The following is a 22,927-nucleotide window of genomic DNA, read 5'->3' on the forward strand; positions in this document are numbered from 1 at the left end:
TGAATGCGAAACAACAAATATGAGGAGATCATCAAGATTTGATTGATCTCTTTGAAACAAATCATTATAAATGAATTTAAATACAATTACACCTACTAAGTCGATTGGGAAGCTGATGATAATAGCTTGCATTCTGGGGGGCATGCATGCTAATTCTTTAGCATCAGAGATCCAATCGATTTCTCCTGAAGAAGGAATCTTTAATTTTTGGAAAAAGAAGAAAAAAGAAACAAAAGTGGATTCAACCACGAGCAGTAAATCTAAATCAGATTTAAAGGCTTTTGGAGAAGTAATTACTTCGGATGCCGACACAAAAAAGGGTGTCATTAACATCCACCGTGTAAAGAAAGATTACTATTTCGAAATTGCTGATTCATTAATGGGACGCGATTTCCTTTTGGTGAATAAGATTTCAAAGGTTCCTTCTCAGGTGAACGAATTGGGAATGAACAAGGGGATCAACTACCAAAACCTTTTGATTCGCTTTGAAGCAGATACCCTGGAAGAGAAAATCTGGGTGAAAACTTACCATCCTTATTACGAAGGAAAAGAAGGGGATGCAATTACCCAATCGGTAAAAGACAATTACATTCCTTCGGTTAGAGAAGCTTTCGAATTGGCTTGTATTGGAAAAGATTCTACATCCTATGTTTTTAAAGTAAACAAGGTATTTGATGGATCGGAAAAGAGTTTGAACGATTTATTTGGAGTATTGGGAATGCCTGGTAGTGCAGTTAAGTCATTGTCTAAAATTAGTGCAGCAAAAAGTTTTCCTGAGAATGTAATCATGAAATCACTTTTGACCACCAAGGCGGAAGGGATTACTGTTTCGATTGAGGTGACTTCCAATATTGTACTATTGGCTGAAAAACCAATGAAACCTCGTTTTGCAGACAGAAGAATCGGTTATTTTACTACCAAGCATTTCTACTATAAGGATTCACAGCAGGCAGTTGAGAATCGTGAATTTGTAAACCGTTGGAGACTGGAGCCTAAAAAAGAGGATGTTGAAAAGTATTTGGCTGGTGAATTGGTAGAACCTAAAAAGCCAATTGTATACTATATCGATCCATCAACTCCACCACAATGGAGACAAGCCATTAAAGATGGAATTACAGATTGGCAGGCAGCTTTCGAACAAGCAGGTTTCAAGAATGCCATTATCGCAAAGAATGCACCTGTGGATGATCCTGATTTTGATGGTGATGATGTTCGTTTTTCAATGATTACCTATGCAGCATCAAGCCAGGCGAATGCTATGGGACCTTCTGTTGTAGACCCGCGTTCGGGAGAAATTATTGAAGCAGATGTAATTTGGTGGCACAATGTAATGACCGCTCTACATTCATGGATTAGAATTCAAACAGGAAGTATTGATCCAAAAGCAAGAGATAACAAATTTACAGATGAACACATGGCTCATGCCATCCGTTTTGTTTCTTCTCACGAGATTGGTCACACACTAGGATTGATGCACAATATGGGAGCATCCTATGCTTTCCCGGTGGATTCATTAAGATCGAAATCTTTTACCCAAAGAATGGGAGGAACCGCACCATCTATTATGGATTATGCACGTTTCAATTACGTGGCTCAACCAAATGATGGTGTAAAAAACATCACCCCACAAATTGGGGTGTACGATAAATATGCCATTGCATGGGCATACCGTTGGATCCATAAGAATACACCTTGGGACGAGTTGCAGGTATTGGGCAATATGATCCGCAAACATGAAAATGATCCATTGTATCATTACGGACCTCAGCAATCAGGAAAGAATACAATTGACCCTTCGGCACAAAGTGAAGACTTGGGTGACAACTCGATGAAAGCAAGTCGTTATGGATTGAAAAATTTGAAGCGAATTGTTCCTGAAGTGGAAAAATGGACCTACGAAGAAGGTGTAAGCTACGAAAAGGCTGGTAAGATGATGATGGGAGTTATCGGACAATGGTTTACCTATGCCAATCATGTAATTGCAAATATTGGTGGTATCTATTTGGATCAGCCTGTTTATGGTGAGAGCAAAGCAGCATATACTCATGTTGAAAAAGCCAAGCAAAAGGATGCCGTTCAGTACATCATTGAAGAAGTGGTGAAGAATCCTGAATGGATTACCAATGCTGAGATCTACAAAAAAACATATCCAATTCGCGAATCGGTTATCGGAGACATTGAATATGCACCAACAACGCTTTTCAGAGATTTAAATTCTCAGCTTTTCTTTTCAATTCTTAAGGATGAGCGTTTGCAAAGAATGTTGCAAAACGAAGCAATGAATGGTAAAAAAGCTTACACGGTAACCGAAATGATGAGAGATCTGCACAATGGTGTTTTTGCCAAAACCATTAAACGCCAAAAGCTGGATGTCTTTACACGTCAGATGCAGAAAAACTTTGTGGACAACTTAATCATTACCCACAACAAAACCATGGTAAAGACTACCAAGAAATCACTTCATGATCATCACAATCATTGTGGTTGCGGGCATCACAATCGCATGCCAATGCTTTGCGATTATGCTGTGAAAAGTAAGGAGATGTTTGATACGGGCAGTGAAGTAGAGGATATGGAAAGCAAGTATGCCGACAGAAATATTTTCTATGCCACGAGCAACAGGGTATCTGATGTGGTATCGGTGAAACGAGGAGAGCTGATGAGAATCCGGGATCTGCTTAGAAATAGAACAACAATTCATGATGAAGCTACCAAGTTTCATTATCAAGATTTACTTCTTCGAATTGAAGAAGCGCTTAATATACATCTATAATTAGTTAGTGCAGGTTGGGAGAGTTTACCTTCTCCTTACCTGTTTTTTCGTATAAAATAACCATTAATTTATAACCAATAAAAAACAAAAGTTTATGAGAAGAATGTTAACCTTGCTTTTGATCTTACTGCCTGCATTTGTTTGGGCACAGGAGATGAAGCTGATTAAGGGAAAGGTGCTTTCTGAGAGTGATGGCGATGTTCTGATTGGTGCTTCGGTTTATATCGACAAGGCAACAATTGGTGCTGAAACTGGAATGAAGGGAATTATTGAAAACATTAGCTTGGGAACCATTACAGATTTCGATGGAAATTTTAGCCTTGAAGTTCCTAAACAATTAAATACCATTTCATGTAGCTTTTTGGGTTTCGAAACTCAAGTGGTAGACATTAAAGGGAAATCTTTCGTTACCATTAAATTGGGTGAATCAACCAGTGAATTGGGAGAGGTTATCGTTACAGGTTACCAAAAAATTGAAAAACGAAAAGTAACTTCAGCGGTTGTTAAGGTAAATGCTGATAACATCCGTCAGGCTGGTGTTGCCAATGTTGATCAAATGTTGTCGGGTCAGTTGGCTGGTGTTACCAGTGTTGTTCAAAGTGGTGCTCCTGGTGCTCCTGCTAAAATTCGTATTCGTGGTACAGCTTCATTAAATGGTACTCAAGATCCTCTTTGGGTATTGGATGGTATTCCATTGGAAGGAAATGATGTACCTGATTTTAACGACAAAGACAATATCGATCAATTGTACAATTCTTCAATTGCAGGCTTAAATCCTCAGGACATTCAAGACATTACCGTATTGAAAGATGCTGCTGCGACTGCCATTTATGGTGCGCGTGCTGCCAATGGTGTAATTGTAATCACATCTAAAAAAGGAAAAGCGGGAAAAATGAGAGTACAGCTTACCAGCAATACTTCATTTATTTCTAAACCTGATTTTGACAAATTGAACCTGATGAATTCCAATGAAAAAGTGGATTTGGAATTGTTAATGGCAGGAAGAAAAGATTTAACCTATAACGCCAGTAAAGGTGGGGTAGCTCAAATTTTAAATGCAAATAACGATTGGGCCAATTTCCAGGCTGGTGGTATCGATGCAATTAGTGCAGAATCTTTAGCTGCAATTAATCAATTGAGAACGATTGATCCTAATTTGGAAGATGAATTGTATCAGAATGCAGTGAACCAGGATCACTCTTTAAGCATCTCGGGAGGTAGTGAAAATGCTACTTACTATTTTTCTGCTGGAGCACACACCGAGAAAGGTACAACCAAAGGTACATCGCTGAACCGTTACAATGTTACTTTAAAAACTGATTTTAAATTAACAGATAACTTGTCTTTTGGGGTAAGCATGTTTGCCAACCAAAGAAGAAACCAGAGCTTTTTAACAGAGGGTAGCATGTTAACCAACCCATCTCAGTACATTCGTTCTTCTAATCCTTATTTAAGATTAAGAGATGAAAACGGGAACTATGTGTACAACCAGAACGAAAAAGGTTCATGGCGAATAATTAATTTGGACTATAATATTTTGGAAGAAAGAGAAGGCACAAGACATGTTTTAAAAGGGAACAACCTAAACTCTATCTTCAATGTGAACTGGAAAATCCATCCGAATTTAACTTATAGATCTCAATTCGGATACCAGGTTGACAAATCAAACACTACCAAGGAAGCAGAGCAGGAGACATATTTCGTACGTAGAATTCGTTACAAGAGTGGGTATGGTAATATTGTAGATAATAAGTATGAAAATTACTTTTTGCCTGAAGGTGGAATGATTAAAAACTGGGATGCAGAGAGTACTTATTACAACTGGAAAAACATTCTTCAGTATTCGAAAACTTTTAACGATTTACATGAAGTTGATGTGATGGTAGGTAGTGAGATCAGAGAATCTAAATTTACTCAGGTGGCAACTTCTGCTTACGGTTGGAATAGCAAGAACAATACGTCTAAGCCCGTAATTTATAGAGATGAAGAAGATGCGAAATCATTTCCATTGTTTACGAAAACTTACAGAAAGAACAGGTATGCTTCATTCTTTGGAACTGCATCATATACCTTCAACAGAAAATATACTTTCTTTGGTAGTGTACGTTTTGATGGATCAGACTTGTTTGGAGTAGATTCAAAATACAGATACTTGCCTTTGTATGCATTAAGTGGATCATGGAATGCCAAGGAAGAGTCTTTCTTTAGAGATGTGAACTGGTTGAGCGCGTTAAAATTCAGATCTTCATATGGTTTACAAGGAAATATCGATAAGCAAAGCTCACCTTATATTGTTGGAACTCCAACTATAGTGACCAACTTACCAGGAAACAGTGAGAATGGAATTACAGTAATGGGGCTTCCTAACGACAAATTGAGATGGGAGAAAACTTCAACTTATAATGTTGGTTTCGATTTGTCAGTATTGCGCCATGCAGTTCGCATGTCCTTCGATTATTATCATCGTAAGGGGACTGATTTGATTGGATCGCAGGCTGTTCCTTTGGAGAATGGATTCAACTCGATGTCGGTAAACTGGGCTGAAATGACCAATAAAGGTTGGGAATTAAGCATTTCTACTCGTAATATTAAAACAGACAATTTTGAGTGGAATACAAACTTTAACATTGCTCACAACGAAAACAAAGTATTAAAAGAGCAGCAACAAATCAATTCTACAACTCCATCACGTGAAGGTTACTCAGCCAATTCAGTTTGGGTAATTAAAACAGCAGGATTGGATGAAAATGGTTACCCTCAATTCAAAAAAGATGGCAATATTGTATCGGCAGATGAGTATTTCTCATTGTATGACCAAATGGCTGATTACTATCCTAACTATTTGGCAGGATCAAAATTGACGAATGAAGAGTTGAATGACTTGCTTGTGAATGTAGGTAGCAGAGATCCAAAATACTCTGGTGGTATCATCAATACTTTCAAATACAAAAACATTGACCTTACGGTTTCGGCCAACTTCAATTTGGGAATGAATGTAATGGAAAGACCTCCTTATAGCATGACTCAATATGATAAATCAAACAATGCTTCAAGAGTTCTTTTGGATGTATTAAGAGGTGACAACAAATTCTTGCCAAACTTAATGACAAAAGCATCAGCTGATGGACAGTATTGGATGCAAGAGCAATTATACACCAATATGCGCCCTGATTTCTACAACAGTTTAGACATTTGGCACAAAGAGGTGAATTACCTAAGAATTAGTAGCATTCGTTTGGGATATACCCTGGACAAGAATATGCTTCAAGATCTTGGTTTGTCTGGTGTTCGTTTGAGTTTTGAAGCCAGAAATCCTTTCGTGATTTCTAATGGTTATGATGGATATTTCGATCCTGAATCTTTTGGAAATATTTATGCTCAACCACAGCAAAAATCTTATACCATTGGTGTTAACCTTACATTTTAATTGAGAGAAATGAGAAAATTTAGTACATATTTATTTTTATTGCTGGCAGTAGTATCATTCTCTGCCTGTGAGGATTATTTGGATGTAAAGCCAAAGGATAGAGTGATTCCAACTACAGGAGAAGATTTTAGAGATCTTTTAAGCAGTGCTTACCATGCAATTCCTGCTGATAAAGCGAAGTTGGCTTTTCGCACCGACGAAGTAAAATTAAATGAAAACAGGTATGATTTATCCAATGTAAAGGACATTTACATGTGGAACGATGCCAATCCTGCTGATAATACAATTGCCTATACTTATGATATTTTTTACAAAGTAATCATGTATGCCAATCATGTGATTGCAGAAGGTGATGGTGCAACCGAAGCGACACAGGAAGAGATTGACCAGATTTTAGGAGAAGCGTATCTATTAAGAGCTTACATTCATTTTAACCTGGTAAACATGTTTGGAAAGCCTTATCAGAAAGCAAGCGCTGCTACAGATCGAGGAATTCCTCTTTCTCTGAAAATTGATAGCGAGGCAGAATACATTCCAAATACAGTTGCTGAAGTATATGAGCAAATTCAATCGGATATTGAACAAGGTCTTTCTAAATTGAAAGTGGATACTTATGCAACAGGTTTAAACTATCGATTTAGTAAGGTGGCTGCATTGGCATTTCAGTCGAGAGTATATTTGTATATGGCAGAATACGCAAAAGCTCAGGAAAGTGCTTTGGAAGCATTAAAATTGAAAGCAGATTTACAGGATTTGCTAGCTGACAACTCGAAAGCACCGCATATGTACGATGCTGTAGAAAGCATTCTTGCCATGGACGATAATGTGAATAGTGATTTACGTAGTGCTACTTATATTTCAGAAGAAATGAAGGCGGCATTTGAGCAAAGCAATGATTTGCGTTTTGCCTTGTATTTTGAAGCTGATGGTGAAGAATTTGCCATTAATAAAGGGGTTGAGTTGGCTTCGAAATGTACTTTCCGTACTGCTGAATTGTATCTGATTGTAGCAGAATGTAAGGCTCGTTTGGATGAATTGGATGACGCGAAAGATTATTTGAATCAGTTAAAATCAAAACGATTGATAGCAGATTTCTATGCTACTGAAGAAACAAGAATCAATGCATTGAATAAAGTAAATTTAATTGCTGAGATTGCTACGGAACGTTTCCGTGAGTTAGCTTTCGAAGGTCACCGTTGGTTCGACTTAAGAAGAACAACACAGGAAGAAATCGTTCATACATACAAGGGTGAAACTGCAACTCTTATAAAGAACGATCCTCGTTATACATTGCGTTTCCCTCAGGAAGCAATAGACAATAATCCTAATTTGAGAGATTAGGACGGATTAGTGTCATGTGAATACTCAAATGATGTATAAGTCGAACTTATTGGTTTGTTTTTGGGAAGTAATAAAAAGTAAGCATAGCAGTAGCTACGAGAGTCTTTTTATTCCAAAGCAAAAACAATCAAGAACAAGATTTGCTGCGTCAGTTGCGTGTTGACAGGGCACTTAGCATATCATTTGAATCAAAAATTGGGGCATTCCGTAATGGAATGCCCCTTTTCTTTTGTAAATTGGCGCCTTCAAAATATAAAAGGAGATGATAGAAGTAGTAATCATAGAGGATGAACAGTTGGCAGCACGTGAGTTGGAGAAGATGCTTTTGAGTCTGCGTCCGGATCAAATTCAAATTACAGCACATTTAGAGAATGTTAAGGATGCTGTGAAGTACCTTTCTTCACATAAGCCCGATTTGATTTTTATGGACATTCACCTGGGTGATGGCAATAGTTTTGGCATTTTCGATAAAATAAGTGTTGATAGTCCCTTGATTTTCACTACGGCTTACGATCAGTATGCCATACAGGCCTTTAAGCAAAACAGTGTGGATTACTTGCTAAAGCCGATTGATCCGGATGATTTGGAAATGGCCTTGCAAAAATTCGAAAAGAATTATCAAAACAAGGAAAGTATAGATTTGTCTACACTGCAACATTCTTTACATCATTTGGTGGCTGGAAATGCATACCAGGAACGCTTCATGGTAAGTCTTGGCGATCGTTTGTGTTCTCTTGAGGTGGATAAAATCGCTTATTTTATGGCCGATGGAAAATCGCTCTACCTTTTCGATTTAGAAGGGCACCGTTATTTGTGCGATGGCACTTTAAGCTCTTTGGAGGGCAAATTGAATCCCAAAAGATTCTTTCGCATCAACCGTAAGTTTATGGTGAGTTATGCCTCTATTATCGACATGCATTACTACTCGAAAACACGAATCAAACTCAATCTGAAACCCGATCAGGCAGAATGTATAGATGCCATTGTGAGCCAGGACCGATGCAACGATTTTAAGCAATGGTTGAATGGCTGATTGCAGTTTGAATTGAAAGGTGAAGCCAATATAGATTTACAGCAGGTAATTTAAAGTACAAATGATAGATACACTGGAACAAGGATTTTTTGGAATTGGAATACAGAATGGGAAAACACCCGAGAATTTAGGGGTGTTGTGGCGATCGGCACAGAATATGGGAGCAAGCTTTATTTTTACCGTTGGCAAACGCTATGCAAAACAAGCCTGCGATACACACAAAGCCACAGGAGCCATGCCGTATTTTCATTACGACAATTTCGATGATTTCTATGCCCACCTGCCAAAAGGAGCCGTTCTGGTAGGAGTGGAGCTGGACGACAAAGCTGTAAACCTTGAAGAGTTCAAACATCCACGCCGTTGTGTTTACCTATTGGGAGCCGAAGACAATGGCTTAACCAAAACTGCCATCGAAAAATCGCACCACCTGGTAAAATTCGATACACGCCTTAGTGTGAATGTTTCGGTTGCAGGTAGCATCATCATGTACGACAGAAACCTGAAAGCCAAGTTTGGACAGACGATGTATTAGATTGGTGGGGATTGATATGCTAAGCATATTCGTAAAATATTAGTTAGTTCCTACATTAGGATTGATCGCTTCAAACATTGATTCGTGTGGTATTGAGCCACAATAAGCTTACCCCTTGCTTGCATTATTGATTTGCCTTATGATCTCTTTTTGATACTTTCTATTGTAGCCAAATGATGTAATGTTTGGTCTTTGATATGGATCACAAATACAATTGATATACACCTTTTGATGATGCACGATCACCGTGATTAGTTCTCCAATAAAATCAAATGGAGCTTTGGTGCTGGCAACGAATACATTTTTTGTACTTTGTTCAACTTTCCATTCGTTTACCTCAGCAATTCTATGGCATATCTCAATTACTTTTTCTTCAGGGATATTGATTGGATGTGTTTTGAATCGAAGCCTATTGTATTGTAATAAAAACAATAGGAATGCAATACTTACAAAAATAGAAGTACCATCAAACATCTTTTCTATAGGTCTTACTCCATTATAATTGCCAGTAAGAAATTCTAGGTAGGAGAATATGGACAATAAAAATGGAAGGAGTGCAAAAAATACAAATGCGTAATGACCTAAGTAGCCCAATTTGGTAAGTTTTAATCGTGTGGGAACGCTAGTGTATTCTGCTTGATGGTATTTTCTCATTTTCTGTTTTTAATGGTTCGGCTGTGAAGTATTATTTAATGAATTGTATTCCAATTTAAGCATATTAGCTTTCCTTAATTCTTGTTTGATTCTCATTGTAACACCCATTTTAGTTTCACCATGTACCTTTAATTTCATTAGATATTTGTCTTTTTTATTCCTTTTATCACTTGATTTATAATCAATAAGTTTTTGGTGGATATCCTTTATTTCAACAGTTTTGCAATCAAATTTAATGAATTTGCTTGGAGGGAATCTAACAATAAGACAGAAAAATGGGGGAGGCATACTATAAATATTTACCAAGAATAATTATTGTTTACTTACGGAATAATTTTTTATATTTACATACTGTTCATTCATTTGAGTAGAATATTATTCAAGCACATGACCAATACCTCACACAATTACATCGGTTTTCTTCACGAAACAGTTTGGATTATAGCTATGGAAACCGATAGCTAATATATCGGGAAAGATGATAGCATAAAAAAGCCCCGAATGGAAAGTCGAGGCGGCTTAAATGTTTTCACAACGGAATAATCCTTATTGTGATTTGCTTACAGAATGTACTCCAAAAATAGAAACAATAAACTAAACATACAACACTTCTTATGAAAAAAATATTAGGCTTAGATCTTGGAACTACCTCTATTGGTTGGGCTTTGGTAAACGAAGCTGAGAATGAATGCGAACAATCAGAAATTATTAAACTGGGTGTACGTGTTAATCCATTAACGACAGATGAGCAAACTGATTTTGAAAAAGGTAATCCATTATCGGTTAATGCTGACAGAACATTAAAACGTGGTGCAAGACGAAATTTGCAGCGTTATAAACAGAGGCGTAAGAACCTACATGATCTACTTGCGAAGAGTGGAATTATTACCAAGGATACAGTGTTGACCGAAGAAGGAAATTTCACTACCCACGAAACCTGGCGTTTACGTTCCTTATCGGCCAGTAAGAAAATAGAAAAAGAAGAGTTTGCCCGAGTATTGTTGGCCATTAATAAGAAAAGAGGTTACAGAAGTAGTAGAAAAGCCAAAAATGAAGAGGAAGGGAGTGTAATTGATGGGATGGCTATAGCAAAAGAATTATACGATAATCAATTGACTCCGGGACAGTATGTGTTGAACTTGTTAAAAGATGGCAGAAAGTATATTCCAGAATTTTATCGTTCTGATTTAAAGCTGGAGTTGGATGCAATATGGAATTATCAGAAACAGTATCATCCTGATATACTTACCGATGAGTTTTATAAAAAGCTTGAAGGGCAAGGACAACAAAATACTCGAAAATTGTTTTTAGCAGTTTACCAGATATACACAGCTGAAAATAAGGGTAAACGTGAGCAAGTTAAATTACAACATTATCAATGGAGAGTTGATGCTCTCCAGCAGCAATTACCGATAGAAGTTGTTGCTTATGTATTGGTTGAAATCAATAATAACCTAAATAAATCAAGTGGCTACTTGGGAGCCATTAGCGATAGAAGTAAGGAACTGTATTTTGAAAAGGAAACCATTGGGCAGAATCTTTATCGTCAGTTACAGGAGAATTTCCACGGCAGTTTAAAGAACAAAGTTTTTTATCGTCAGGATTATTTAGATGAGTTCGAGCAGATATGGGAAACACAAGCCCAGTATTATAAAGAGTTAACTCCAGAACTGAAAGAAGAAGTGCGTGATGTTGTTATCTTTTATCAGCGTAAGCTAAAATCGCAGAAACACTTAATTAGTAATTGTGAGTTTGAACCGAAACATAAGGCTATACCAAAATCATCACCATTGTTTCAAGAGTTTAAAATTTGGTGCTTGGTAAATAGTGTAGAGCTGCAAAATCAGAAAAGTAAAGAGCAGAGAAAACTTGATGAAACGGAGAGGCAGCTTTTGTTCGAAGAGTTGAATGTAAGAGGAGATTTGAGTCAAGATCAGGTATTGAAGTGTTTGGAACTACCGAAAAATGAATGGAAACTGAACTATAAGGAAGGGCTTTCAGGTAATACAACAAATCAGCAGCTATATGGAGTTTATCAATTGGTTGCAGAGTATGAGGGTTATGGATTCGATTGGGCTAAGAAATCAGCAAGAGAAATTAATGAGGAGTTGAAAGCAATCTTTCCAGAGATTGGTTTATCTGAAGATTTACTTCGTTTTGATGCCGATATTAAGGGAAATGAATTTGATAAGCAAGCTGCATATCAGTTATGGCATTTGATTTATTCTGTTGAAGATGACGAGAAGATTAGTGAGGAAGATCAGTTTGTTTATGGAAATTCGGCAGTAGCGTTAAAGAAAAAGCTGCACAAAGCTTTTGGTTTTCAGCCTCAATATGCAGCTATGTTGGCTAATTTAAATTTACAGCAGGATTACGGACAATTAAGTGCTCGCGCCATAAAAAAGATATATCCATATTTGAAAAAGGGGTTTCTGTATTCCGAAGCCTGCAATGAGGCTGGTTATAATCATTCACACTCTTTGAATGCAGAAGAATTGGCAAGTAGGGAGCTAAAAGATCAGTTAAATTTATTGCCCAAAAACAGTTTGCGTAATCCTGTTGTTGAAAAAATCCTGAATCAAATGGTAAATTTGGTGAACCAAGTGATTGAGGTATACGGAAAACCACATGAAGTAAGGATTGAATTGGCTCGTGAGTTGAAAAAATCGGCTGAGGAGCGAAAGAGAATGACCCAAGGAATTAATGATGCCAAACGTAGAAATGAAGAGATTGTAAAACTTCTTAGAAAACCTCCTTTTAATGTGTCAAATCCTACAAGAAATGACATTATTCGTTATCGTTTATATGAGGAATTAAGTGAGAACGGTTATAAAACCTTATTTTCGAATCAATATATAGAACCTTCCAGATTATTTTCAAAGGATATTGATATTGAGCATATAATACCCAAAGCTGTATTGTTCGATGATTCATTTTCGAATAAAACATTGGCTTTTCGTGCAGTAAATCTTGAAAAGGGAGATTCTACAGGATATGATTTTATGAAAGGAAAGTACTCGGCTGATTTACCTAATTACAAGAATAGAGTAGAAACACTGTACGCAGCTTGGCAAAAATCTCAAAAAAGCAAACAGGTTAAAGGCATTAATAAAGCCAAGTATGAGAAGTTATTGATGAAAGTGGCTGATTTGCCAAAGGATTTTATTGAGCGTGACCTGAGAAACAGTCAGTACATCGCTAAAAAGGCAAAACAGTTACTAATGGAAGTTATCCGAACCGTAAACACTACTTCAGGCAGTGTTACGGATCGTTTACGTGAAGACTGGGGACTGGTGAATGTAATGAAGGAATTGAATTTACCCAAATATAAAGCATTAGGCTTAACAGAAGACCAAGAAAGAAAAGATAATAAAAAAGTATTGGTGATTAAAGATTGGACCAAACGTAACGATCATCGCCATCATGCTATGGATGCCTTAACTGCTGCTTTTACTACCTACGATCATGTTCAATATTTAAATAACTTGCATGCTTCTCGTGAGAAAGAGAGCAAACTGTATGGAATTAGAAATAAAATAACAACCACTTTAGATACTAAAAGCGGTAGAAAGAAACGTGTATTTAAATCACCAATACCTGATTTCAGACAGCAGGCTAAAAATCATCTGGAACAGATACTGATTTCATTTAAAGCTAAAAATAAGGTAGTAACGCAGAATGTAAACCATTACAGGAAATCTGGTGAAACCTTTAAAAAAGTACAACTTACACCTCGTGGACAGCTACATAAAGAAACAGTTTATGGAAGGATAATAGAGCAGGGGATAAAAGAGGAAAAATTAGGTGCCAAAATGACTTTTGAAACAGCACTTAAAGTATGCAAACCAAAATACAAGGATGCCATTTTAAGACGCTTGGCTGAATTCGGGAACGATGCAAAGAAAGCATTTACCGGAAAAAATGCGGTTGCAAAGAATCCAGTTTATACCGATGCTGCAAAACAAGAACAAGTGCCTGAAAAGGTAAAAATTCATGTAGCAGAAGAGAATTATACCATTAGAAAGGAAATAGGACCTGATTTAAAATTGGATAAGGTAATAGATAAAGGTGTAAAAAGAATTTTGAGTGCCAGATTGGAAGAGTTTGGAGGCAATGCGAAGGAAGCCTTCTCAAATCTCGATAAAAATCCAATTTGGTTGAACAAAAAAGCAGGTATATCCATTAAACGAGTAAGTATATCAGGAGTGAAAAATGCAGAAGCCTTACACGATCAGAAAGATCACAAAGGCAATTTAATATTGGATGCTGTAGGTGAAACCAAACCTGTTGATTTTGTAAGTACAGGTAACAATCATCATGTAGCTATTTACAGGGATAACAAAGGGAAATTGCAAGAGCAGGTTGTTTCTTTTTATGAGGCTGTTGCCAGGGTAAATGCAGGCGTTTCTGTGATTGATTACGACTATAAGAAGAAGGAAGGATGGCAATTTTTATTTACCATGAAGCAAAATGAAATGTTTGTTTTCCCTGCAGATGGTTTTGATCCAAATGAAAAGGATTTGATGGATGAAAAGAATGCAAGAGAGATTTCGAAGCATTTGTTTAGAGTTCAAAAGTTCACAATAAAAGATTATTTTTTCAGACATCATTTGGAAACTAATGTGGAAATGAATTCAAAGTTGAAAGATGTTGCATATAAACGAATTTCATTAAATGGATTAGAAGGAGTAATAAAAGTAAGAATAAACCATTTGGGACAAATTGTTCATGTAGGAGAAGAAGTTCAACAAAAACAAGAATTAGAAATGAGTATCTAATAATGTAATCATGATCAAACGTACATTGTATTTTGGAAATCCTGCCTACTTGAGAAGACAGGACAAACAATTGAAAGTTTTAAAGCCAGAACAAAGCAAGGCGGTAGCCAGCATTCCCATTGAAGATATTGGAGTGGTGGTTTTGGATCATCCGCAGGTAACCGTTAGCCAGGCTTTGCTTTCGGAATTGGTGCTAAACAATGTGGCAGTTTTATCCTGTAACGAGAAACATCACCCTGTGGGTTTGTTAATGCCTTTGGCTGGCAACTCATTGCAATCGGAGCGTTTTAGAATTCAAATTGCAGCCTCTGAGCCTTTAAAAAAGAACTTGTGGGCTCAGACCGTTGCTGCCAAGCTGGCCAATCAGGCCGATGTATTGGAACAAATGGGAAAGGAGGCCAAAAGATTACACGCTTTGATTCCTCAGATTAAATCGGGCGATTCGGATAATATAGAAGGACGTGCTGCCAAAGTGTATTGGGATTTGCTTTTGGGTGATGATGATTTTGTCCGGGAGCGTTTCGGAAAGGCACCTAATCCTCAATTAAACTATGCCTATGCCTTAATACGCGCAGCGGTTGCTCGTGCTTTGGTGAGTAGTGGCATGCTGCCCACTTTGGGCATTTTTCATCGCAACAAATACAATGCTTACTGTTTGGCTGATGATATTATGGAACCTTACCGTCCGTTTTGCGACCAATTGGTATTGCCCATGTATTACGAGGGAGAGTTTAGGTCGGAAGACTTAACAACCGATCAGAAATCAAAATTGTTGAGTGTATTAACCTGTGACGTGTTGATAGGTGGTAAGAAAAGTCCCTTAATGACAGCCATTAGCCGAACTACCAATTCTTTGTTCGAATGTTTTGCAGGAGAGCGTCGTAAAATCCTCTATCCCGATTTTTATGAGTCACGAAGCTTTAAGCCAATATCGTAGCATGTGGGTACTGGTGTTTTTCGACTTGCCTACCGATACCAAAAAGGAGAGGAAGGCAGCAGGCCGATTTCGAAAGGAATTGTTGAAGGATGGATTTACCATGTTTCAGTTTTCAATTTATATGAGAACCTGTCCATCTCGCGAAAATGCCGATGTTCATGCCAAACGTGTAAAACATTTGTTGCCCGAACATGGACATGTCGGAATTCTAAAAATCACCGACAAGCAATTTGCAGCCATGGAATTGTTTTACAGTAGAGAAACCGCTGATAAACCCGATGTGGTACAGCAATTACAGCTTTTCTAGTTGTAATTGCTAGGATCTTGGACGAAGCAATCTGTTAGATTTTGGCAGTATTAGAATTCAAAAAATCTCCATAACAAGAAAACCCGAAGTTCGAAAGCCTCGGGTTTTTCATTTCTAATGTGTTTTACAACTTTCTTATTGTGAGATACTTTCCCTTGATAGGTTGTAATTCAACACATCAAAGATACATTCTGCAAGCAAATCACAACTGTTATTTAATACTCCAATAGGCAAAATAAGTTGTAATTCAACACATCAAAGATACATTCTGCAAGCAAATCACAACAAACTTTAATCTCTGCGCCACATGTCTGTTGTTGTAATTCAACACATCAAAGATACATTCTGCAAGCAAATCACAACGGATGTTAACGGTAATTATACCATTAACGGGTTGTAATTCAACACATCAAAGATACATTCTGCAAGCAAATCACAACGATATTATGCGCTTCGTTGAATTTCAACATGTTGTAATTCAACACATCAAAGATACATTCTGCAAGCAAATCACAACTCTCCCTGAATTCAGTGGTTCGTTTTCAAGGTTGTAATTCAACACATCAAAGATACATTCTGCAAGCAAATCACAACTATTAGTGGTTTGTGAACTCCTTAACTCCTGTTGTAATTCAACACATCAAAGATACATTCTGCAAGCAAATCACAACACAATAAACGGAATAGAAACAGGGCTTAACGTTGTAATTCAACACATCAAAGATACATTCTGCAAGCAAATCACAACTATCGTACTCACTTAATCTGGCCTTTACTTGTTGTAATTCAACACATCAAAGATACATTCTGCAAGCAAATCACAACTGCGCTTTGTGTGCCTTTCCATCTGCTTAAGTTGTAATTCAACACATCAAAGATACATTCTGCAAGCAAATCACAACCTGGTGTGACAAATATCCAACCATCTCGAGTTGTAATTCAACACATCAAAGATACATTCTGCAAGCAAATCACAACAATAGGCTCTTCTATAATGTTATAAATTCTGTTGTAATTCAACACATCAAAGATACATTCTGCAAGCAAATCACAACTGAAGATGTTAATGAATTGAAAGAAGTTATGTTGTAATTCAACACATCAAAGATACATTCTGCAAGCAAATCACAACTATTGCTAAAGCATTAAATGAAGGTTGGTTGTTGTAATTCAACACATCAAAGATACATTCTGCAAGCAAATCACAACTGCATTAAAGCAAGCTTATTTTCAAAATCAGTTGTAATTCAACACATCAAAGATACATTCTGCAAGCAAATCACAACAGTAATTCTAATTGAGTTGAAACAATCGGCGTTGTAATTCAACACATCAAAGATACATTCTGCAAGCAAATCACAACTATCCTCCACCTGCTCCTCGAATTCGTAATGTTGTAATTCAACACATCAAAGATACATTCTGCAAGCAAATCACAACAATACTCCAAAGTCTTATTAGCTTCGTTGTGTTGTAATTCAACACATCAAAGATACATTCTGCAAGCAAATCACAACACATGCTAATATCGCAGATGCCAAAGGTGAGTTGTAATTCAACACATCAAAGATACATTCTGCAAGCAAATCACAACTATAAAGTAGTTCTAATACATTTTAAAAGCGTTGTAATTCAACACATCAAAGATACATTCTGCAAGCAAATCACAACATCTGATCGAATCCATTTATTCTATACTTCGTTGTAATTCAACACATCAAAGATACATTCTGCAAGCAAATCACAACCGCCTGTGTGAAAGGGTTGGCAAAATCAGTGTTGTAATTCAACACATCAAAGATACATTCTGCAAGCAAATCACAACTGTGAGTAATGAGGGCAAATACAAAGCAAGGTTGTAATTCAACACATCAAAGATACATTCTGCAAGCAAATCACAACAGAAAAGTTCTTTCATAAAGTCTTAATCTGGTTGTAATTCAACACATCAAAGATACATTCTGCAAGCAAATCACAACCTTCATGTATTTCAATTTGAAAAAATCAAGGTTGTAATTCAACACATCAAAGATACATTCTGCAAGCAAATCACAACACCTCCATTGGGAATGCTTCTCAATAACATGTTGTAATTCAACACATCAAAGATACATTCTGCAAGCAAATCACAACGTGAGGCTCAAAGACAACCCAATCTACAAAGTTGTAATTCAACACATCAAAGATACATTCTGCAAGCAAATCACAACGGATGTTGTGTTAATCTGTGTAAAGTTATAGTTGTAATTCAACACATCAAAGATACATTCTGCAAGCAAATCACAACTGATCTATTACTTCAATTTTTGCCATCTGCGTTGTAATTCAACACATCAAAGATACATTCTGCAAGCAAATCACAACATATTGATAAAGCTGAACTGCGATTATTAGGTTGTAATTCAACACATCAAAGATACATTCTGCAAGCAAATCACAACTCATTGACTGAATTTTTGTACAAACCGAATGTTGTAATTCAACACATCAAAGATACATTCTGCAAGCAAATCACAACATTGTGAGGCGGTGAAAGTAAAACATGCTCGTTGTAATTCAACACATCAAAGATACATTCTGCAAGCAAATCACAACTTTAATAGTGTTAAACAATAGTGGGTACATGTTGTAATTCAACACATCAAAGATACATTCTGCAAGCAAATCACAACAAACTGGGGCGTTGTCTTTTTTAGCCTTTAAAGTTGTAATTCAACACATCAAAGATACATTCTGCAAGCAAATCACAACTTGCTGCTTCAAGCAACAAATAATCTTCAGGTTGTAATTCAACACATCAAAGATACATTCTGCAAGCAAATCACAACCATCTGCATCGAATAAGCCGCCAAGATAAAGTTGTAATTCAACACATCAAAGATACATTCTGCAAGCAAATCACAACTCTTAATATGTAAATCTCATTGTTTTCATTGTTGTAATTCAACACATCAAAGATACATTCTGCAAGCAAATCACAACCACTATTGAGAACGGGAGACACCGCCTAACGTTGTAATTCAACACATCAAAGATACATTCTGTAAGCAAATCACAACTTGGTTTTGGAACTATTCTGTTTGGCCCTAGTTGTAATTCAACACATCAAAGATACATTCTGTAAGCAAATCACAACTAGATATATATGCAAGCGGGCAGTTAGAGAGTTGTAATTCAACACATCAAAGATACATGCATGATTCATAAATTTAATATAGAGGAATCATGAAAGATGTTACTGCAAGCGAATTACAACATAACATGAAGTTTTATTTTTCTTTTAATAAAACATTTTCATAGTATTTCTTTTTATGGATACACCTAATTTGCTTATTTCTTTCTAAAAAATAATATTTAATGAACTCACTAGGTTTTTTGTTTTTAAGATCTTTTGGAATAGGTCGTGTAGGAATATAGTTTTCACGAAAATAAGAAACTACTATAGAGTCATTGTTTGTTTTTTCTTTCAAGAAACTTAAAACTTCATAACAATAACCATCTAGAATTATAAGATTAGTATCAATTATCTTAATTGGCTTTTCTTGAGGAAATAGAAAAGCAAAAAATACTATTAGCAAAACATTCTTCATAATAACAAATAAAATGAAAGGTTGAAAAATCAAGTTGTTCTGGAAAGATATCTTCTATAGCGCACGCCATCTTCCCACCATTCTTCGTAAAATCCTATATTATCTTCTCCAAAAGTAGAAGCTGTTTTTATACCTCCTAAAGCTTCTTTTAATTCTATGTTGTTTAATGGTTCAAACATCATATTTTATTTAAATTAATAAAGCAATTTTCATTACTTTATTCTCTTTTTGAAAGAAAGGTAACCTTGTAAAAACTAGAATTTTACAAATATTACATCAACAGAAGAAAATTATAGATCAATAAGCAAAAAATATCCTGTTAAGCTCAATCATTCTTCCTTTCATGAAATACTCATTTGGCTCATATCCTTAATAAGTTTCTTTTCATCACATAAGTTTTTGAACTTTATTTATCGTATTTGATAATATCTCTATGCCTTTCCGATTTATAAGAGTGGCATTTCACTGCGGAATTATTAAAAATTGTATCAAGTTTTAAATCAAAATTTAATCGATACACATTTGAATTTGATCTTGCAACAATTAAATTGTGTGCATCACCAATTTTCATATTAAGACCAGAAATTGTGCCGACTGATCCTTGAGTAATCCCATGAAACAAGGTGTCATTGTGTCGCTATTTGAAATATATTACATCTTTGCTGGTAGTGATTCCTTTTCTTTGATTTGGTCTTAAGTCCTCAATAAAAGCAATGCTCTTAAAAGAATCATTTTGTAATAATTCTATTCTTTTTTTGTGGTTGAAGTATATGAAAACGAATATGGGAGAAAATATTGCCAATAAAATAAAAGCAAGCTTTATTCGGTCCTTTATGCCTAACTCTTTGTTCTTGTTTCCCATTTCTTAAATTATGATCTTACTGATATAGAAAACTTGAGCAGGAAGAGGTATGGGAGAACATGCTAAGCATCTTCTTGAAGCGACTGCCGCTTGCTGCATGAGAGAATTAGTGCGGCATGGCGGCTAATGGACGATCGATTTTTTGGAGAATTATTTTTAGTACAGTTCTTTAAAAGTATTTTTATGGTTCTCATAATTATTGCCGTAATTTTTTTATTTAATAATTATTGTTTATAAATTCATACTTGCTAATAAATGTCTGAACCATGATTTTAAAGGATTATGTGATGGCTTGATTTTGGGAGAATCATGAAATCGAGTTAATCAAAACTAATCATGGTTCAAGACTAATAAAAAGCATAAAAAATACTTATGGTTCACGATAAGTTATGAAACACGAAGAACTAACATACAAAATCATTGGTTGTGACATGAGGGTACACAAATATCTTGGAAATGGATTTCAAGAGCTTGTGTATTAGTGCGTATTGACTATTTATAGTAGAATAAAATGATAAGAGTATTGAGTATCGTGACAGGAATTATTAAAATACTTGTTGGAGGATTAGCCTGTTTCGCGGGAGTTTGGCTTTGGAGTGTTTTAAACATGGAAGGAATAGGTGATATTGTTGGCTTTGCATTTCTTTTTGTTGTAATGGAATATTATGGCTTGTACTTAATCATTAGTGGTTGGAAACAAATGGTAAATCAAGTTCTAAAAAGAAGATTATTTATATACCTTTTTCTAGGGATTAACACTTTCTTACTTATTGGATTCTTGTGGGCTTATTTTGAGAGAGGGGAAGATATGCCAGGCCTTATTGCAATTCTTGTGATTGCATTGATTTGTGTTGTTTTTGGAATTGAAGAAGCTTTTAAATTATCGAATAGCTGCAGAAATAGAAATTAAATTTACTAATTCAATAAATTAAACTACTTATGCAAACCCCAATCACCCCATTCGAATCCATCGGCTTGTGTTTTAGCGGTGGAGGATATCGCGCCACTTTTTTTTCCTTGGGCGTTGTGTCCTATCTAAACAAAATTAGCTACCAGGGAGAGTCCTTATTGAGCCATGTAGAGGCTGTAAGTTCGGTTAGTGGCGGTTCTTTGCTGGCTGTGGCCTATGCAAAGGCTGTTCAGGAAGAGAATTTCGACTTCAATGCTTTCTACAAAGCTTTTTACCAGAACTTTGTACCAGCTAATGATAAGCTAGTAGAAGATGCTGTGGCCAAGCTGGAATCTGCCGAAGCTTGGGCGAAACATCCGTACAAGAAGCCTTCGCTCATCAATGCCTTTGCGTTAACCTATGCCGATATGCCCATTTTCAAGGGAGAGTTTGGAATGTTCAAAAAGAGTACTTCACCAAGTCTGAAACATGTTTGTTTTAATGCTACCGAGTTTTCGTATGGCAAAGCTTTCCGTTTTCAGAACGTGGGCGTGTTTGGAAATGGCAATTTGCGCTGTGCCGAAATGAACCAGCTAAGTGCCAGGGTACAGCTGGCCGATATTGTGGCTTCATCCTCTTGTTTTCCTATTGGTTTTGAGCCTTTGGTTTTCCCCGACGATTATATCCACGATCAAAAAGACTCACACTACAAGGCCTTAAAGCGTCTGCCTGATTTCTGCCATGGTGTTGGTGTAATGGATGGAGGAATTGTTGACAACCAGGGCATTGGGAGTATGGTGAACATTAGCAATTCCAAGCAACGCCAAAAACCATTGGATTTAATCATAGTAAACGATGTGGGCAGCAGCGATATGCAGCCCTGGCAAGCCGAAAGCACCAAGGATACCACTCAAATGTCGATCAAAGAGAAAGCCAAGAGTCTGTTAAAGTACGTTCGTGTTCATTGCTTGTATTGGTCTGTGCTGTTGGCAGGCATTTTGATCATGCTCATCAATTCTTTGGAACTAATTAAGGAGAGGGAGTGGTCGTCCTTATACGTTGTAGGAGGGGTTTTTACAGGAGTTGGTTTAAGCTTTACTTTAATAGGTGCCATAGCGGGTCATGTAAAGAATGATATCCTACGCAAACTTAAAGCGGTATTCAGAAAGAATGTACCAGAGTCGCTGTTGGATGAAGTGAAATCCTTCCAGCGCCTGGATATCGACCTGGTAAAGCGCATGATAATAGAACGTGCCACATCGGGTGCCAAAATGATTAATAACGTTTTCCTGAAACAGATCAGATACCTGAATTATGAGCTGCTGTACTCTTCGGAGGCTTTGAAAAACCGAAGAATTAGCTCGGTAATTGGTGAATTGAATGGGGAGAAGAAAAATAATGAAGAAATTTCTGCCCCTAAAAAACAATTGAAAACCGTTGCCATGATAGCTTCGGAAGCCCCAACAACACTATGGTGGAGCGAGGAAGATATCAAGCTGGATAGAATGAATTCCTTGATTGCCTGTGGACAGTTTACCACCTGTTACAACCTGATGAAATACATTTTAGAGCTGAAAAAGAGTGGGATAGAGGGTGAAGGTATGGAAGAGATGTACAAGGCCCTTAAAAAGGATTGGACGGCTTTTAACAAAGATCCAATGTTTATGGTGGATGCGCCTGAATAGAATTGACTCGCATTTGTGTCTTAAAATCCATCCATGGCTAAGGGCAATTTTTACAATCTAGCCCCAATAAAAATTTTTATTGTACTTAAGAAATGCTTATATTGTTGAGCAATTGGAAA

At 36.6% G+C, this 22,927-nt stretch carries 14 protein-coding genes and 1 CRISPR repeat array; of the genes, 11 read left to right on the top strand and 3 right to left on the bottom strand.

The window, feature by feature from the left end:
• Positions 1-70 precede the first annotated feature (70 nt).
• From NQ163_RS07240 to NQ163_RS07260, 5 genes are all read left to right on the top strand, one after another.
• Entirely contained in the window at positions 71-2,773 is a 2,703-nt protein-coding gene (locus tag NQ163_RS07240) for a zinc-dependent metalloprotease (RefSeq protein ID WP_268189629.1), read from the top strand.
• A gap of 94 nt (positions 2,774-2,867) precedes the next feature.
• On the top strand, positions 2,868-6,200 hold the full coding sequence (locus NQ163_RS07245; protein ID WP_268189630.1) for a SusC/RagA family TonB-linked outer membrane protein: 3,333 nt from the start codon (positions 2,868-2,870) through the stop codon (positions 6,198-6,200).
• 9 nt (positions 6,201-6,209) lie between these two features.
• Positions 6,210-7,541, top strand: coding sequence for a RagB/SusD family nutrient uptake outer membrane protein (locus NQ163_RS07250; protein WP_268189631.1), 1,332 nt, complete (start codon positions 6,210-6,212; stop codon positions 7,539-7,541).
• Positions 7,542-7,803: 262 nt separating this feature from the next.
• Complete coding sequence (locus tag NQ163_RS07255; RefSeq protein ID WP_268189632.1) at positions 7,804-8,574, top strand: LytR/AlgR family response regulator transcription factor; 771 nt, start codon at positions 7,804-7,806, stop codon at positions 8,572-8,574.
• Positions 8,575-8,635: 61 nt separating this feature from the next.
• Complete coding sequence (locus tag NQ163_RS07260) at positions 8,636-9,106, top strand: RNA methyltransferase (protein ID WP_110359693.1); 471 nt, start codon at positions 8,636-8,638, stop codon at positions 9,104-9,106.
• 108 nt (positions 9,107-9,214) lie between these two features.
• On the opposite strand, the gene NQ163_RS07265 is transcribed toward NQ163_RS07260, so the two are convergent.
• Entirely contained in the window at positions 9,215-9,760 is a 546-nt protein-coding gene (locus tag NQ163_RS07265) for a hypothetical protein (protein WP_268189634.1), read from the bottom strand.
• Between the two features lie 614 nt (positions 9,761-10,374).
• Here NQ163_RS07265 and cas9 point away from each other — a divergent pair.
• The 3 genes from cas9 to cas2 are packed head-to-tail and all read left to right on the top strand — an operon-like array spanning position 10,375 to position 15,782.
• Entirely contained in the window at positions 10,375-14,538 is a 4,164-nt protein-coding gene (cas9, locus tag NQ163_RS07270) for a type II CRISPR RNA-guided endonuclease Cas9 (RefSeq protein WP_268189636.1), read from the top strand.
• A gap of 10 nt (positions 14,539-14,548) precedes the next feature.
• A complete protein-coding gene (gene cas1, locus NQ163_RS07275; protein WP_268189637.1) occupies positions 14,549-15,475 on the top strand; it encodes a type II CRISPR-associated endonuclease Cas1 in 927 nt (308 codons plus the stop codon).
• Positions 15,444-15,782 carry a CRISPR-associated endonuclease Cas2 gene (gene cas2, locus NQ163_RS07280; RefSeq protein WP_110359702.1) on the top strand — a complete coding sequence of 113 codons (339 nt, stop codon included), beginning with the start codon at positions 15,444-15,446 and terminating at the stop codon, positions 15,780-15,782. Before cas1 ends, cas2 begins: the two co-directional genes overlap by 32 nt.
• A 162-nt stretch (positions 15,783-15,944) precedes the next feature.
• Positions 15,945-18,918: direct repeats of the CRISPR family, unit length 47 nt; unit sequence GTTGTAATTCAACACATCAAAGATACATTCTGCAAGCAAATCACAAC.
• A 133-nt stretch (positions 18,919-19,051) separates the two neighbouring features.
• Here cas2 and NQ163_RS07285 read toward each other — a convergent pair.
• Together NQ163_RS07285 and NQ163_RS07290 are read right to left on the bottom strand one after the other, a co-directional pair.
• Complete coding sequence (locus tag NQ163_RS07285) at positions 19,052-19,372, bottom strand: hypothetical protein (protein ID WP_268189638.1); 321 nt, start codon at positions 19,370-19,372, stop codon at positions 19,052-19,054.
• A 29-nt stretch (positions 19,373-19,401) separates the two neighbouring features.
• The gene (locus NQ163_RS07290) at positions 19,402-19,551 is read right to left on the bottom strand and encodes a hypothetical protein (RefSeq protein WP_268189639.1); all 150 of its coding nucleotides are present in this window, start codon (positions 19,549-19,551) and stop codon (positions 19,402-19,404) included.
• Between the two features lie 1,072 nt (positions 19,552-20,623).
• Between NQ163_RS07290 and NQ163_RS07295 the strand changes: the two genes are divergently transcribed.
• From NQ163_RS07295 to NQ163_RS07305, 3 genes are read left to right on the top strand one after another with little or no spacing between them, the layout of a single operon-like run.
• The gene (locus NQ163_RS07295; RefSeq protein ID WP_268189640.1) at positions 20,624-20,716 is read left to right on the top strand and encodes a GxxExxY protein; all 93 of its coding nucleotides are present in this window, start codon (positions 20,624-20,626) and stop codon (positions 20,714-20,716) included.
• Between the two features lie 29 nt (positions 20,717-20,745).
• The gene (locus NQ163_RS07300) at positions 20,746-21,144 is read left to right on the top strand and encodes a hypothetical protein (RefSeq protein WP_268189641.1); all 399 of its coding nucleotides are present in this window, start codon (positions 20,746-20,748) and stop codon (positions 21,142-21,144) included.
• Positions 21,145-21,173: 29 nt separating this feature from the next.
• Positions 21,174-22,808 (top strand): patatin-like phospholipase family protein, encoded by a 1,635-nt coding sequence (locus NQ163_RS07305; RefSeq protein ID WP_268189643.1) that lies wholly within the window; start codon positions 21,174-21,176, stop codon positions 22,806-22,808.
• The last annotated feature ends 119 nt before the right edge of the window (positions 22,809-22,927 follow it).

The organism is Marinifilum sp. D737, assembly GCF_026672275.1.
In the GTDB taxonomy this organism is placed as follows: Bacteria; Bacteroidota; Bacteroidia; order Bacteroidales; family Marinifilaceae; genus Marinifilum.